At 68.3% G+C, this 14,029-nt stretch carries 12 protein-coding genes; 6 read left to right on the plus strand and 6 right to left on the minus strand.

All coding sequences use genetic code 11. The features are described from left to right. Nucleotides 1-78: 78 nt before the first annotated feature. Nucleotides 79-1,524 (minus strand): protoporphyrinogen oxidase, encoded by a 1,446-nt coding sequence (gene hemG / locus JOF56_RS55360; protein WP_209647537.1) that lies wholly within the window; start codon nt 1,522-1,524, stop codon nt 79-81. Continuing rightward, nucleotides 1,524-2,591 (minus strand): uroporphyrinogen decarboxylase, encoded by a 1,068-nt coding sequence (gene hemE / locus JOF56_RS55365; protein WP_209647538.1) that lies wholly within the window; start codon nt 2,589-2,591, stop codon nt 1,524-1,526. The genes hemG and hemE overlap by 1 nt, the downstream gene beginning before the upstream one ends. 168 nt (nt 2,592-2,759) lie before the next feature. Between hemE and JOF56_RS55370 the strand changes: the two genes are divergently transcribed. Next, a complete protein-coding gene (locus tag JOF56_RS55370) occupies nt 2,760-3,317 on the plus strand; it encodes a DUF3000 domain-containing protein (protein ID WP_307855721.1) in 558 nt (185 codons plus the stop codon). Here JOF56_RS55370 and JOF56_RS55375 read toward each other — a convergent pair. Further along, complete coding sequence (locus JOF56_RS55375; protein ID WP_307855722.1) at nt 3,282-4,331, minus strand: DUF2332 domain-containing protein; 1,050 nt, start codon at nt 4,329-4,331, stop codon at nt 3,282-3,284. The genes JOF56_RS55370 and JOF56_RS55375 overlap by 36 nt on opposite strands. Nucleotides 4,332-4,633: 302 nt before the next feature. Beyond that, nucleotides 4,634-5,800, minus strand: coding sequence for a dipeptidase (locus JOF56_RS55380; RefSeq protein WP_209647540.1), 1,167 nt, complete (start codon nt 5,798-5,800; stop codon nt 4,634-4,636). A 256-nt stretch (nt 5,801-6,056) separates the two neighbouring features. Between JOF56_RS55380 and JOF56_RS55385 the strand changes: the two genes are divergently transcribed. Next, nucleotides 6,057-6,773, plus strand: coding sequence for a response regulator (locus JOF56_RS55385; protein WP_037262141.1), 717 nt, complete (start codon nt 6,057-6,059; stop codon nt 6,771-6,773). Between the two features lie 59 nt (nt 6,774-6,832). After that, nucleotides 6,833-8,074: an HRDC domain-containing protein gene (locus JOF56_RS55390; RefSeq protein WP_307855723.1), complete on the plus strand. Its 1,242-nt coding sequence runs from the start codon at nt 6,833-6,835 to the stop codon at nt 8,072-8,074. A gap of 42 nt (nt 8,075-8,116) precedes the next feature. On the opposite strand, the gene JOF56_RS55395 is transcribed toward JOF56_RS55390, so the two are convergent. Next, nucleotides 8,117-8,536, minus strand: coding sequence for a hypothetical protein (locus tag JOF56_RS55395; RefSeq protein ID WP_209647541.1), 420 nt, complete (start codon nt 8,534-8,536; stop codon nt 8,117-8,119). After that, nucleotides 8,533-8,925: a GntR family transcriptional regulator gene (locus tag JOF56_RS55400; protein ID WP_307855724.1), complete on the minus strand. Its 393-nt coding sequence runs from the start codon at nt 8,923-8,925 to the stop codon at nt 8,533-8,535. Before JOF56_RS55400 ends, JOF56_RS55395 begins: the two co-directional genes overlap by 4 nt. 174 nt (nt 8,926-9,099) lie before the next feature. Between JOF56_RS55400 and JOF56_RS55405 the strand changes: the two genes are divergently transcribed. The 3 genes from JOF56_RS55405 to JOF56_RS55415 all read left to right on the plus strand — a co-directional run bounded on the left by JOF56_RS55405 (nt 9,100) and on the right by JOF56_RS55415 (nt 14,024). Continuing rightward, nucleotides 9,100-10,329, plus strand: a complete 1,230-nt coding sequence (locus JOF56_RS55405) for a thiolase family protein (protein ID WP_209647543.1) — start codon at nt 9,100-9,102, stop codon at nt 10,327-10,329. Further along, nucleotides 10,326-12,401: a 3-hydroxyacyl-CoA dehydrogenase NAD-binding domain-containing protein gene (locus tag JOF56_RS55410; RefSeq protein WP_307855725.1), complete on the plus strand. Its 2,076-nt coding sequence runs from the start codon at nt 10,326-10,328 to the stop codon at nt 12,399-12,401. The genes JOF56_RS55405 and JOF56_RS55410 overlap by 4 nt, the downstream gene beginning before the upstream one ends. A gap of 84 nt (nt 12,402-12,485) precedes the next feature. After that, entirely contained in the window at nt 12,486-14,024 is a 1,539-nt protein-coding gene (locus JOF56_RS55415) for a PHP domain-containing protein (protein ID WP_209647545.1), read from the plus strand. The last annotated feature ends 5 nt before the right edge of the window (nt 14,025-14,029 follow it).

Genomic DNA, 14,029 nt, shown 5'->3' on the forward strand with positions numbered 1-14,029 from the left:
GCAAGAGATCGACGACGATACCCTTTTGTGAGTCACCCGATAAACGACCACAACGGTGCCGCACTGTAGCACAGGCGGTTACTCACCCACTAGGCCACTCGGCTCACTAATTTCGGCCGATCGCGATGTCAGGTAAGCGCCAATCGCCGCCGCGGCATCGTGTCCGGTGCCGATCGAAGCGGGTATCCCGACACCGTACAAAGCAGCGCCCGCAACCGCGAGACCAGGCATTTTATTGACGGCCCCGGTCAATGCGGCGACCGCGGCGGTGTGCTCGACGCCGTACTGCGGAAGGCCGCCACCCCAACGGGTCACGAGTCGCTCGACTGGAGTAGCGCCGACTCCTGTGAGTTCCCGAAGGTCGGACAAGACGGCCGCCACCAGATCGTCGTCGTCGCGCTGCAGGGTCCCAGCCTCGCCATAGCGGCCGACCGACGCACGCAGCTGAACAGGGCTTCCAGCCGGCTGACCCCATTTACGGCCGGTAAACGTGAAAGCTTTTGCAGTAAATGGAGCGCCGTTCGAGTGCCGCTCACCGACCGCGATCAGAACGCCGGTCGCGTCTGGCAACAATGTGTCAGGGGGCAACGCGAGGCTGACCACCGCCATCGAGGCGACCTCGATCCGCGAATACGCCGCGGACGCGTCAGGCACCTCGTCTGCCAGCAGTTTTCGCGCCGCGGGCGCCGGAACCGCGAGGACGACCGCGTCGGCGGTGAGCAGTTGCGGGGACGGGGCGCTGCCGACCTCCAGCTGCCAGCCGTTCTCGATCTTCTTCAGCGCCCGGACCGGCAGACCGAGACGGATCGCAGCCTTCGACTGCTTGGCCAGCTCGTCGACCAGGACCGTCATCCCGCCATCGATCGCACCGAAGACCGGGGGTCGCGTGCCCGTGGGCGGCGGCCCCAGGACGCGCCCCACCGCGTCGGTCAACGACGTGTGCGTTCCGGCGAGCGCGGGCATCGTGGCGCGCAGGCCCAGGAGATCCGCACGGCCCGCGTACACACCGCCCAGCAACGGTTCCACAAGCCGGTCGACCAACTCACGGCCGAACCGTTCAGCGATCACCTTGCCGACCGAGACGTCCGGGGCCTCCGGATGCGGATCGAGCTCCAGCGGCGGCAAATCCCGCTCGTGCGCCACTTTCGCGACGCCGTCCGGCGACAGCACCGAGCGGACTTCTTCTTCGCTCGCAGGTAGCCCCAGGAACGTCCTTCGCGGCAACGAAACAGTGCGCCCAGCCGCGTGCACCGTCGCTGCGGACAGGACAGGGTGCACAAGCCGATCGCTCAGCCCCAGCTCGGCAACAAGCTTGGTCGCCGTGGGGTTGCGGGTCACGAACGCTTCCGCGCCGACGTCGACCTGCGCGCCACCCAACTGCCGGGTGCGCAGCTTCCCGCCGAGCTGGTTCGCCGATTCGATGATCGTGATCTCGGCATGTTCGCCGAGCAGCGCACGCAGCCGATGCGCGGCGGCCAGCCCGGCTATGCCACCGCCGACGACGACAACCTTCGGCACAGGCATCAGCGGATGCTGTGGACCAGTTCGGCGACCCTGGTCAGCACGGCCGGATCGGTCTCCGGCAGGACGCCGTGCCCGAGGTTGAACACGTGGCCCGCAGCGGCCTTGCCCTCCGCGACGATCCGCCGGACCTCACGCTCCACGACGTCCCAGCCTGCGAACAGCACTGCCGGGTCCAGATTGCCCTGCACAACAGGCTTGGGCGCGGCGGGCGCGGCGGCCTCCAGGCGGCGCACGGCCTCGTCCAGGGGCAGCCGCCAGTCCACGCCGACCACGTCCGCGCCTGCCTCACGCATGGCGGGCAGCAACTCGGCCGTGCCGACGCCGAAGTGGATTCGCGGCACGCCCGCATACGCCAGAGCCGCCAGGACGCGCTGGGAATGCGGGAAGACGTACTCGCGGTAGTCCTTCTCCGACAGCGCGCCGGCCCACGAGTCGAACAGCTGGATCGCATCGACCCCGGCGGAGACCTGCAGCTTGAGGAACTCGGTCGTGTAGTCGGCGATCCGGCCGAGCAGCGCGTGCCACGTCTCCGGGTCGGACTTCATCAACGCCTTGGTGCGCTCGTGGTTGCGGCTCGGGCCGCCCTCGATGAGGTAGGACGCCAGTGTGAACGGCGCACCGGCGAACCCGATCAACGCGACCTCACCGAGCTGGTCGATCAGCAGGCCGATGGCGTCCGCGACCGGCTTGAGCACGTCCAGGTCCAGCTCCGGCAGCGCCCGCACACCGGCCTGGTCGCGCACCGGCTGCGCGACGACCGGGCCCGTGCCCGGCACGATGTCCAGATCGATCCCGGCGGCCCGCAGCGGGACGACGATGTCGCTGAACAGGATCGCGGCGTCGACGTCGTGCCGCCGGACCGGCTGCAGGGTGATCTCGGCGATCATCTCCGCGTCGAAGCACGCCTGCATCATCGGCACGCCTTCGCGCAGCTTGCGGTACTCCGGCAACGACCGGCCCGCCTGCCGCATGAACCACACCGGGGTCCGCGCCGGGGTCTGCCCGCTCGCGGCAACCAGCAGGGGCGCGTTCACAAGGTCCCGGCGGACCGTCGATGTGGTCGTCACGTCCCCATAGTTCCACGCGCCGTCACCTCAATGGCCGAGCAGGGCGCCCAGACTCGGCCGGATGATCATTCCGGGCCGATTCACCCACCGACCGTACGCAGCCGGATGCGAACTTGCTCGGCGCGCCGTCCCGACTCACCGACTCGGGTGGTCCTACAGTTACCTGTCGTGACTGCGTCCAAGGCACCCGAAGCGCCCGAGGTCTTTCGCCAGGCCGTCGCGGGGCTGCGGTCGGTGCGGCCGCGTCCCGAAGTCCAGCTGGAGGAAGTCCGCCCACCGCAACGCCTGGCTCCCTGGGCCTTCGCGATCACCGCGGAGGTCAACGGCCCCGCCGAAGTCCTGGCCACCGGCAGGCTCGTGCTCCTGCACGACCCCGAAGGCCAGGAAGCCTGGGACGGAGTGCTGCGCGTGGTCGCCTACGTCCGGGCGGAACTCGACGCGGAACTGGCATCCGACCCGCTGCTGCCCGCCGTCGGCTGGTCCTGGCTGACCGACGCGCTGGAAGCGTCCGGCGCCAGGTTCGGAGCCCTGGGCGGCACGGTCACCGAGACCTCATCCGCCCGCTTCGGCGACATAGCCGGCCCAGCCCGCACCGACGACCTGGAACTGCGAGCCTCCTGGACCCCCAGGACGGCGGAACTCAAACCCCACGGCGAGGCCTTCTGCGACCTGCTCGCCAGCGTGGTCGGCCTACCCCCGGTGGGCGTCACCCTCTTCAAGGGCTAGCCACGCCAGCAACCGCCCCCGCGACCAGCAACGGCCGACAGCCTCGGCTTTGAGGGCGGCCCCCTCGAAGACTGCTATGCCGATAATGCTGTGACCGGAGGCGTGGCGATCACCAAACGTAGGTATCGCCGGCGCGACTCCGACCCCCTCCACAGACACCCAAGCCACCGCCCTGCCGACCGCCGCCTCATCCAGGCGATGCAGAAAGCGCAGGCGGTTCTCAAGAGAGAAGCTCGACAGCGCCCATGTCGTGGTGACGACAGGCAGGGCGTCTACGGGTATCCGGGCGAAGGCGTCGGGCAGCACCTCGATGGCGTCCCCTTGCAGTAGAAGCGGCGGGTTTGTCGCCGCCAGCGCAATCTCCGCCTCAAGCCTCGCAGCTCGCTCGGGTTCTTGGCAGGCGCGCAACCAGCGGGCCTCGTCCTCGTCAGTCACGTCAACCGGGTTGAGATCGATGCCAACCCGGGTGACAACCTTGGGCATCGCCTGCTCTGGGATGGGCCGGTCTCCCACGACCGAAGCCTGCAGCTGCACGGGAGAGGTCGCGTCGCCCAGCGTTTGCCCGTTGCTGTAGGTGATCCCGACGCTGTCAACGTTGAGGTTGAACCCTGCCGAGCAGGCGATGTCGATCAACCCCACCGTTGTGGCGCCTGCTCGGCGGGCAGCCTCGGCAATGGCTGGGTACAGGACCGGTTGGCGTCCGGTCACGTTGGTTCGCAACTTCCGGCTTGTGGCGATGGCGGCTACGGCGTCAGTCATCCCCACGAGAGTGTCGATGGCCGCCTCGGCAGCAGCGCCAGCGTCCGCAGCGGCATAGGCCTCGGCAAGCGCCGGGGCACGTCCGGCGAGGGCGAGGTCATGCAACGCGGCGAGGATTACCGCGGGGTTCCTCTTGCGCGCGGGCACCGTCTCGATCGCGTGCAGCGCCTCTTCGGAGTTACTCACGGCTATCGTTACGCCCTCATACAGGGGCGATGTCTTGGCGGCGTCGACCTCGCCGAAGCGTCGGTACACCTGCGCGAGTGTGCGAGCCCTGTCTACGGGCGCGGCGCTTCCTCCGGTCGGGCCTGGCATTTTGCCGATCCTGCCATGGGTCTGGCCGCGTCCCGGTTCTCGCTGCGAGTGCGGCGCCTACTCTGCCCGCCCAGCAGGCAAACCTCCCTGTGCAAGTACCGCCCTCACCTTCGATCACCCAGCCAGGTGATCCCGGTGCGAACGGCCCATTCACACCGGGATCACCCTTGAAAACCCCTGCTCAGACCCCATTCCCGACAGACTGGACCAGGGACGCCCCCCGGGATGGGTGGGGGACTGTCTTATGGGTGGGAGGGGGTGGAGGGGGCTTGGGTTGCGGCCTCCTCGGTAGCGCGGAGTACTCGCAGGATGTTGCGGCCGGCGAGTTTGGCGCAGTCGTCTTCGCTCCAGCCTCGGTCCAGTAGCTCGCCGATCAGGACTGGGTACTTCGAGACGTCCTCGAGGCCGATCGGCAGCGAGCCCACTCCGTCGTAGTCGCCGCCTAGACCAATGTGGTCTATTCCGGCTACCTCGCGGGCGTGCTCGAGGTGGGTGACGACTTCTTCGAGGGTCGCGGCGGGCTTGGGCGGGCCGATCCAGGTGTCGGCGAACTTCGAGCGCACTTCCAGGTCCCGATGGTCCAGGCCGGCTTCGTCCATGGCTTTCTGAAGCGCTTCATCCCAGTCGGACAATGCAGGGGATACAAATCTCGGGACGAATGTGATCATGCACACGCCGCCGTTGGCCGCCAATGCCGCGAGCACGTCGTCGGGGACGTTGCGTGGGTGGTCGTTCACCGCCCGGCAGGACGAGTGGGTGAAAACCACCGGCGCACTTGACACCGCCAGGGCGTCCCGCATCGTCGACGGCGCCACGTGCGAGAGGTCCACCATCATCCCGATCCGGTTCATCTCCTGAACCACGTCTCGCCCGAAATCCGTCAGTCCGTCGTGTTCGGGGGTGTCCGTGGCGGAGTCGGCCCACGGGGTGTTCAGGTTGTGGGTGAGGGTCATGTAGCGGACGCCCAGGCGCCTCAGGGCTCGCAGCACGCCCAGTGATCCGGCGATCGAGTGACCGCCTTCGGCACCCAGCATCGAGGCGATCTTGCCTGCTCGGAAGGCATCTTCGGCTTCGTCGGCGGTGGTCGCCAACGCCAGATCCGCGGGGTACCGTTCCACCAACTGGTAGACCACTTCGATCTGTTCCAGGACCGCGGTGACCGCCGAATGACCTTCGAACTGGCAGGGCACGTACACCGACCAGAACTGCAAGCCGACCCCGCCCTGGCGCAACCTGGGCAGGTCGGTATGCAACCCCGGTTGCGCAATCGTCAGGTCGGTCGAGGCGACCGCGGCCGCCGGATCCGGCCCCGCAATCGATCGCAGCGCCCACGGCAGGTCGTTGTGACCGTCAGCCAATTGGGTCGCTTGCAGAAGCGCCACCGCACGGTCGAATCCTGCGGACTTCATTACCCATGACCTCACTTCATCGTGTTAGCACCCGGCACCGTTACGTCACTATTTGCGGAGTCACCTGATCGTGTGACAAGAGGTCCAGAAAGTCACAACCCGATCGGATACATACCCGATTGATCGTCCCGTTGACCCGCTTGGGCGGCTAGGCTGCCCTCGTCGACACCACTTTCGGTCCATCAGCGGCGCGGCTGATTGGCGGAAAGTCCCGGTGCCGGTCGGGGGGCACGACCGACTCCAGGGAGGTAGTGACGTGGCTGCCGTCGGCTTAGGTCAGGCCGTTCGAACCACGCCAGCCGGCGCGTTGCCGGCGAACATGGTCCCGCACCCGCGGGAAGAGTTGTTCTCGGTGTTGGTGGTCGATGACCATCCGCTTTTGAGGGAGGCGATAGCTGCCCGGTTGACCCAGATGGGCGCGGGCACGGTGCATGAGGCCGCTTCGGTGGCCGAGGCGAGGGCGCGGGCGCTGGCCACTGGGCCATGCGATCTGGCGATCCTCGACCTTGGGCTGCCTGACGGCTCGGGCATCGAGTTGGTTACGGAACTCCGTAGCCACGGGTGGCCCAGGATCGTGGTGCTGGCGTCGTCCGACGACCCGTACGCCGTGCGTTCGGCCTTCCAGGCAGGGGCTCAGGCCTACCTGCTGAAGTCCGCATCGCCGGTGGTGGTGACCGACGGAGTGCGGCGGGTACTCGAGGGCGGCGTCTACGCCGACCCGAGTGTCGCCCCCGTGCTCGCGACGGGCACCCGGGTTCCGGGGACCGACAACACGCCCCGCGAGCTGTCCGCCCGCGAGGTAGAGGTGCTACAGCTGGTCGCCGATGGCCAGAGCAACAAGGAAATCGGCGAGGCACTGAACCTGTCCGCACTCACTGTCAAGAGCCACCTGTCGCGTATCGGCAGGAAGCTCGGAACCGGTGACCGGGCTCAGATGGTTGCGCTGGCCATGCGTGCCGGCGTGATCCGCTGAAACGCTGTTCGCCCGAAAACGTGCGATCGGCGGGTGGCCGTGACGTAGGGTCTCCCGCCGTGAGCACACCCGGATCTCCCGACAACGACCAGCCGGAATCCATTCCACTGGTCGAACCAGCGGGTGGCACGCCACCTGTGGTGACTCAGCCGGCAGAGCTGCGGCGCGCGGCCGCAGCTCTGGCGGCGGGTCATGGGCCGGTCGCGGTCGACACCGAACGCGCGTCCGGATACCGGTACTCACAACGGGCCTACCTGGTTCAGCTGCGCCGTGCGGGCGCGGGCACAGTGCTGGTGGACCCCGTCGCGTTGAACGACGAGGTCGACCCGCTCATCGAGGCGTTGGCCGGCACAGAGTGGGTGCTGCACGCGGCATCCCAGGATCTGCCGTGCCTCGCCGAACTCGGCATGCGCCCGAGCAAGCTGTTCGACACCGAGCTTGCCGGTCGGCTGGCCGGTTTCGACCGGGTCGCGCTCGGCACGCTCGTCGAGCGAGTACTCGGCTATCGGCTGGAGAAGGGCCACGGCGCCGCCGACTGGTCCCGTCGGCCGTTGCCACGCGAGTGGCTGAACTACGCGGCGCTGGACGTGGAGCTCCTCGTGGAGCTGCGCGACGCCCTGGAGACCGAGCTGGCCGAGCAGGGCAAGCTCGACTGGGCACTGCAGGAGTTCGACGCCCTCAGGGACGCTCCGACGCCCGAGCCACGTAAAGAGCCCTGGCGCCGTACTTCAGGTATCCACAGGGCCCGTGGGGCCCGTGCATTGGCCTTCGTACGCGCTTTGTGGGAAGTCCGGGACTCCATCGCCCGTGAGCGTGACGTCGCTCCCGGGCGTGTGCTGCCCGACAGCGCGATCGTGGACGCCGCCGTGGCGGCACCGATCGACGAAGCCGGGCTCGTGAAGCTTCCCGTTTTCCGTGGGCGCGCTCAGCGGCGCCTGGCGGGCACGTGGGCGCGGGCGTTGAAGACCGCCGCCCAGCTGCCCCGCAACGAACTGCCGGACCCCTCGCCGCAGCAGGACGGTCCTCCCCCGCCCAACCGGTGGGCTGACAAGGACCCCGCAGCCGCGGCCCGGCTCTCGGCGGCCCGTGCGAGCCTGTCGGCGTTGGCCGAGTCGTTGCGGCTGCCGGTGGAGAACATGGTCCAGCCGGATCTGATCCGCCGGATCTGCTGGAATCCCCCGGCGGACATCGACGTCGACGGCACGTCGGCGGCGTTGCGGGCCGGCAGTGCCCGGGAGTGGCAGGTCGGCCTGGTCGCCGAACTGCTGAGCAAGGCCTTGCACGCGACGCCGTCGGAGTGACCACCCGCAGCTGCTGGTGGTCACCGAGCAGAACAGGTCCCTTTAGGACAACCGATGGCGGGTCAGGCGGAAGCAGAACCAGGTGAGCAGGCCGGACAGCACAAGGAACATGCCCAGCTCGAGCCACTGCAAAGGCCAGAACCGGTCACCCGGCTGATAGGTCAGGCGCTGCTTGTATCCCAGGCTGTCGAGCTTCGCCAGACAGCTCCTGATCACCCGGAAGTCGGGCACGGTCGCCGAGTCGCGGGACGCCTTGGGCATACAGTCGACGATCGCGGCGGGCAACGACGTGATCACGTTGCCCGCCGGGTCGACGGTCTCGTTGCCCAGCCGCCACACACCTTTCGGGTCGACGACACCGATCCGTTCCACCTGACCGGAGATGTCCAGCGTGCAGCCGGCCAAGGCCCACTTGCGCTTGTACTTCTTGCCCAGTGACTGGGCTCGCAGGATCGCAGTCACGCTATTTCCTCTCCTGCGGCGTTACGAAAGGTGGTCGTGAACAACGCCTCGATGCTCTCCTCGTCCAGACCGGCCATGCGGGCCTTGGTCAACCAGCGCCGCAGGTCCTGACGCAACGGGCCGAGGGTCGTGTGGGAGACGCCGTTGAGCGTCGCCGTCACGAACGTGCCGACACCGGGGCGGGCGGCCACGAGCCCGTCGTGTTCGAGCTCCCGGTAGGCCTTGAGCACGGTGTTCGGGTTGATCGCCAGCTGCGCGACCACGTCCTTGACCTTCGGCAGCTGGTCCCCCTCCTGCAGCAGCCCCAGCCGCAGGGCGTGCCGGACCTGTTGGACCAGCTGTTGGTAGGGCGACAGGCCGGACCTGCCGTCCAGATGGAACTCGATCACGACTTCCTCCATTTATCTATCTAACTAGCACTATAGGTAAATAGAGTCATAGCGGCAACGAGGTGATGCACACGACAGGGGGACCGCGGTAGTTACCCGCCAGTAACTTCGGCTAGAGTTGGGTCACGGCCGCCCTACCGGCGGGTAACCCAGAGACACGAGGGAGGACTTGCCGTGGCCGCACCAGCACCCACCAGTGCTGCGCGCGCCCTTCGCAACGTGGTCTTCGTCGACGGTGTGCGTACGCCGTTCGGCAAGGCAGGCAAGAAGGGCATCTATGCCGAGACCCGGGCCGACGACCTGATCGTCAAGGTCATCCGCGAACTGCTGCGCAGGCACCCAGAACTTCCCCCGGAGCGCGTCGACGAGGTCGCGATCGCCGCGACCACCCAGATCGGCGACCAGGGCCTGACCATCGGCCGCACCGCCGCACTGCTGGCCGGCCTGCCGAAGTCCGTGCCCGGCTATGCCATCGACCGGATGTGCGCGGGCGCGATGACCGCCGTGACCACCACTGCCAGCGGAATCGCGTTCGGCGCGTACGACGTGGCGATCGCGGGCGGTGTCGAGCACATGGGCCGTCACCCGATGGGTGAAGGCGTCGACCCGAACCCGCGGTTCCTGTCCGACAAGATCGTCGACCCGTCGGCGCTCGTCATGGGCCAGACCGCCGAGAACCTGCACGACCGGTTCCCGCACCTGGCCAAGGAGCGTGCGGACGCGTTCGCCGCTGCCTCGCAGGAGAAGTACGCCGACGCCGTGAAGGCCGGCAAGATCGGGCCGGAGTTCGTGCCAGTCGCGACCCGTTCCGCCGAGCTCGGCTGGGGTCTGGCCACAGAGGACGAGCCGCCACGCCCCGGTACGACCGTGGAAGCGTTGGGACAGTTGAAGACCCCGTTCCGGCCGCACGGCCGGGTCACCGCGGGTAACGCGGCCGGTCTGAACGACGGCGCCACCGGTGCTCTGCTCGCCGACGAGGAGACCGCGCGTGAGCTCGGCCTGCCGATCGGCATGCGCCTGGTCGGCTATGCCTTCGCAGGCGTCGAGCCCGAGGTGATGGGCGTCGGACCCGTTCCGGCGACCGAGAAGGCGTTGAAGCGGGCCGGGCTGTCCATTGAGGACATCGGCCTGTTCGAGATCAACGAGGCGTTCGCCGTGCAGGTGCTGGCGTTCCTCGACCACTTCGGCATCGCCGACGACGACCCGCGCGTCAACAAGTGGGGCGGCGCGATCGCGACCGGTCACCCACTGGCCTCCTCGGGCGTGCGGCTGATGACCCAGCTGTCGCACCAGTTCGCCGAGCACCCCGAGGTGCGCTACGGCATCACCACGATGTGCATCGGGATCGGCATGGGCGGCACCGTGATTTGGGAGAACCCGAACTGGAACGGGGGCGACAAGTGAGCGACGAGGTCGTGACCCACGCGGTCACCCGCGTGATCTCCGTGCCCGGCTTGGCCAAGCCGGTCGCGGTGATCACTTTGGACAACGGGTTCGACCACACCAAGCCGAACACGTTCGGCAAGGGCGGTCTGGAGAGCCTGGACGCCGCCTTCGACGCGGCCGTGCAGGCGGACCCGGCGGCGATCGCCGTCACCGGCAAGCCGTTCATCTTCGCTGTCGGCGCGGACCTGACCGGCGTCGAGCAGGTCACCGACCGCGAGACGGCGCTGGCGATCGGCAAGCAGGGACACGACGTGTTCCGCAAGTTCACCGACTCGAAGATCCCCACTTTCGCGTTCGTCAACGGCGCGGCCATGGGCGGCGGCCTTGAGCTGGCGCTGTCCTGCCACTACCGCACGCTGGCCTCGAACGTCGCCGCGATCTCGTTCCCGGAGTGCTTCCTGGGCCTCTTCCCGGGCTGGGGCGGCACGCAGCTGCTGCCGAACCTGATCGGCGCGGACCGCGCGGTGACCGTGATCATCGAGAACGCGCTGAACCAGAACAAGATGCTCAAGCCCAAGCAGGCCTTCGAACTGGGCATCGCGGACGTGCTGCTGGACTCGCCGGACTACCTCGAGCAGTCGCTGCTGTGGCTGGCCGGCGTCGTCAACGGGTCGATTTCCGTGCAGCGCCCCGAGATCGACCGCGGCGAAGCCTGGGACGCGGCGGTCGCCCGCGCCCGCACGTTCGTCGAGGCCAAGACGCACGGCGCCTCGCCGGGCGCCACCAAGGCCGTCGAACTGCTGGAGTTGGCTCGTCACAACGACTTGGACCGTGGCTACGCCGCCGAGACCGAGGCTCTCGCCGACGTCGTGATGGGCGACGAGCTGCGCGCCGGGCTGTACTCGTTCAACCTCGTGCAGAAGCGTGCGCGGCGCCCAGCGGGCGCCCCGGACAAGTCGCTGGCGCGGCCGGTCACCAAGGTCGGCATCGTCGGTGCGGGCCTGATGGCGTCGCAGATGGCACTGCTGTTCGCCCGGCGGCTGCACGTTCCCGTTGTGCTGACGGACATCGACCAGGCGCGCGTGGACAAGGGTGTGGGCTACGTCCACACCGAGGTCGACAAGCTGGCGGGCAAGAAGCGGATCTCACCCGATGAGGCGAACCGGCTCAAGGCCCTGGTGTCCGGCTCGCTGGACAAGGCGGCGTTCGCCGACGCGGACTTCGTGATCGAGGCCGTGTTCGAGAACCTGTCGGTCAAGCAGCAGGTCTTCGCCGAGGTCGAGGAGTACGTCTCGGCCGAGTGCGTGCTGGCGACCAACACCTCGTCGCTGTCGATCACCGAGATGGCGGCCAAGCTGCGGCACCCCGACCGGGTGGTGGGTTTCCACTTCTTCAACCCGGTCGCGGTCATGCCGCTGCTGGAGATCATCAAGGCGGAGCAGACCGACGACGCGACGCTGGCGACGGCGTTCAAGATCGGCAAGGAGCTCAAGAAGTCCTGCGTGCTGGCCTCGGACGCGCCCGCGTTCGTGGTCAACCGGCTGCTGACCCGGTTCCTCGGCGAGATCACCGCGGCGCTGGACGAGGGCACCCCGTTCGAGGTGGCCGACCACGCGCTGGACCCGCTGGGCCTGCCGATGACGCCGATGATCCTGCTGCAGCTGGTCGGCCCGGCCGTCGGGCTGCACGTCGCGGAGATCATGCACAACGCGTTCCCGGACCGGTTCGGCGTCAGCGAGAACATGAAGCGCTTCGTCGAGGCCGGCAAGACCGCGGTGTGGCAGTGGGACGCCTCCGGCAAGCAGACCCTCGACCCCGAGGTCGCCGCCCTGTGGCAGGCCGGTTCTTCGCCGTCCTCCTCGGCGGAGCTGCTCGACCGGACCCTGGACGCCCTGGCCGACGAGGTCCGCCGGATGCTGGACGAAGGCGTCGTGGCCGAGGCGCAGGACATCGACCTGTGCCTGATCCTGGGTGCGGGCTGGCCGTTCTGGCTCGGCGGCATCACGCCGTACCTCGACCGCGCCGGAGTTTCCGAGCGGGTCAACGGCAAGCGGTTCCTGGAGCCTGGCGTCGCCAGCGTTCCTCGCTAGACACGGCAAGGTGGCCCTCGACCCCGACACGAGGGCCACCTTGCCGTCACCTTGTGGCCATGTTGGACACATAACGTCCGCCGCATGAGCTCCAGAAGACGGTTTCTCCTGCTCGGCGCGGCCGTGGCCGGTGGTTCACTGGCCGCCGCGCCACCGGTCGCCGCGGACATCTCCAGCTCGCTCGGCCGGTTACTCGGCCGCGACCGGTACCGCTGGCTTGTCGGCGATCACCACACGCACACCCAGTACTCGTACGACGCGATGTACACAGTGGACAACGTGGTGACCGGTGCCCGGCGGTACGGCACCGACTGGCTCGTGATCACCGATCACGGCTACCCGGCGCACGAGAAGTCCTCTGTCGAGCCGACCAGCGCGGACATCCGTGCCGCCCGCCGCGCCCACCCCGATATCCTTTTGTGGCAAGGCATCGAGTGGAACGTCCCCGGCGCCGAGCACGCGACGGTGTTCTTCGCTCCCGGCTCGTCCGAAGCCTCCCTGCTGCGCACCTTCGAGCGCACCCACGATTCCCGCCTGACCGACACCGGTTCCGGCTCTCCTGCCAACGAGGCCCGCGCCCTATCCGCTCTGCAGTGGTTGCGTTCGAACACGCACGACCCGATCGTGGTCGTGAACCACCCAAGCCGCAACGGCCGCGTCGCACCGCATGAGCTGCGCGCCATGCGCGACACAGGTTTGGTCATCGGAATGGAAGGCGCACCCGGCGCCCAGGCCGACGGTTTCCCCAAACCCAACGGAAACGGCGGCGCCCGCGGCGGCTACGTCAACAACCCCGGCGCCGACTCCTGGCCCAACTACCCCGCCGCGGCCTACCGGACGCACGGCGGCTTCGACTGGATGACGGCGACACTGGGCGGCGTCTGGGACTCCCTTCTGGCTGAGGGCAAGGGTTTCTGGATCACCAGCAACTCCGACTCGCACTACAACCGCGGCTCGCACCTGGTACGGCCCGCAGTCGAGAACGGCTACTACGACCGCACCGGCAAGTACCCCGACCCAGTGAATTCCGGTGTGCCACAACTACTCGCGCCCTACGCCGACTTCTACCCCGGCGAGTTCAGCCGCACCTACGTCGGCGCCACCTCCCGCACCCACGCTGCCGTATCGGCCGGCCTACGCTCCGGCCGCGTCTGGGTCAGCCACGGCGGCCTGCTCGACGGCCTGGAAGTCGGCGCGTACGGCGACGGCCAGTCCGCCGGCCTCGGCTCCCGCCTCCGCGTCCGCCGCGGCTCATCCGTCACGGTCGTGATCGCCGCCTGCCTCGCCACCCGCCCCAACTCCAGCGGCTCAATCCCCCGCCTGCGCCGCCTCGACCTGATCCAAGGCCCCGTCACCGGCCCTGCCGACCCCGACACAGCATCAGTCCAGGGCGTCCGCGTCGCCGAATCCTTCGAGCCCAACCGCTGGTGGCCCGGCCACACAGTCCTGTTCCAGCACACATTCCGCAACGTCCGCGCCCCCTTCTACACCCGCCTGCGCGGCACCGACGGCAACCGCCACACCCCTGGCGGCCTCGACCCGATCCCCGACATCATCGGCGACTCCGACCCCTTCAAAGACCTCTGGTGCTACACCAACCCGGTATTCGTCGACGTGTGGTGACCGGG

Origin of the sequence: Kibdelosporangium banguiense (assembly GCF_017876405.1) — a bacterium.
GTDB lineage: Bacteria > Actinomycetota > Actinomycetes > Mycobacteriales > Pseudonocardiaceae > Kibdelosporangium > Kibdelosporangium banguiense.

Coding starts and splice junctions, on each gene's coding strand:
- hemG (WP_209647537.1), bottom strand. CDS start 1,524: ATGCCTGTGCCGAAGGTTGTCGTCGTCGGCGGTGGCATAGCCGGGCTG.
- JOF56_RS55380 (WP_209647540.1), bottom strand. CDS start 5,800: ATGAAGTCCGCAGGATTCGACCGTGCGGTGGCGCTTCTGCAAGCGACC.
- JOF56_RS55415 (WP_209647545.1), top strand. CDS start 12,486: ATGAGCTCCAGAAGACGGTTTCTCCTGCTCGGCGCGGCCGTGGCCGGT.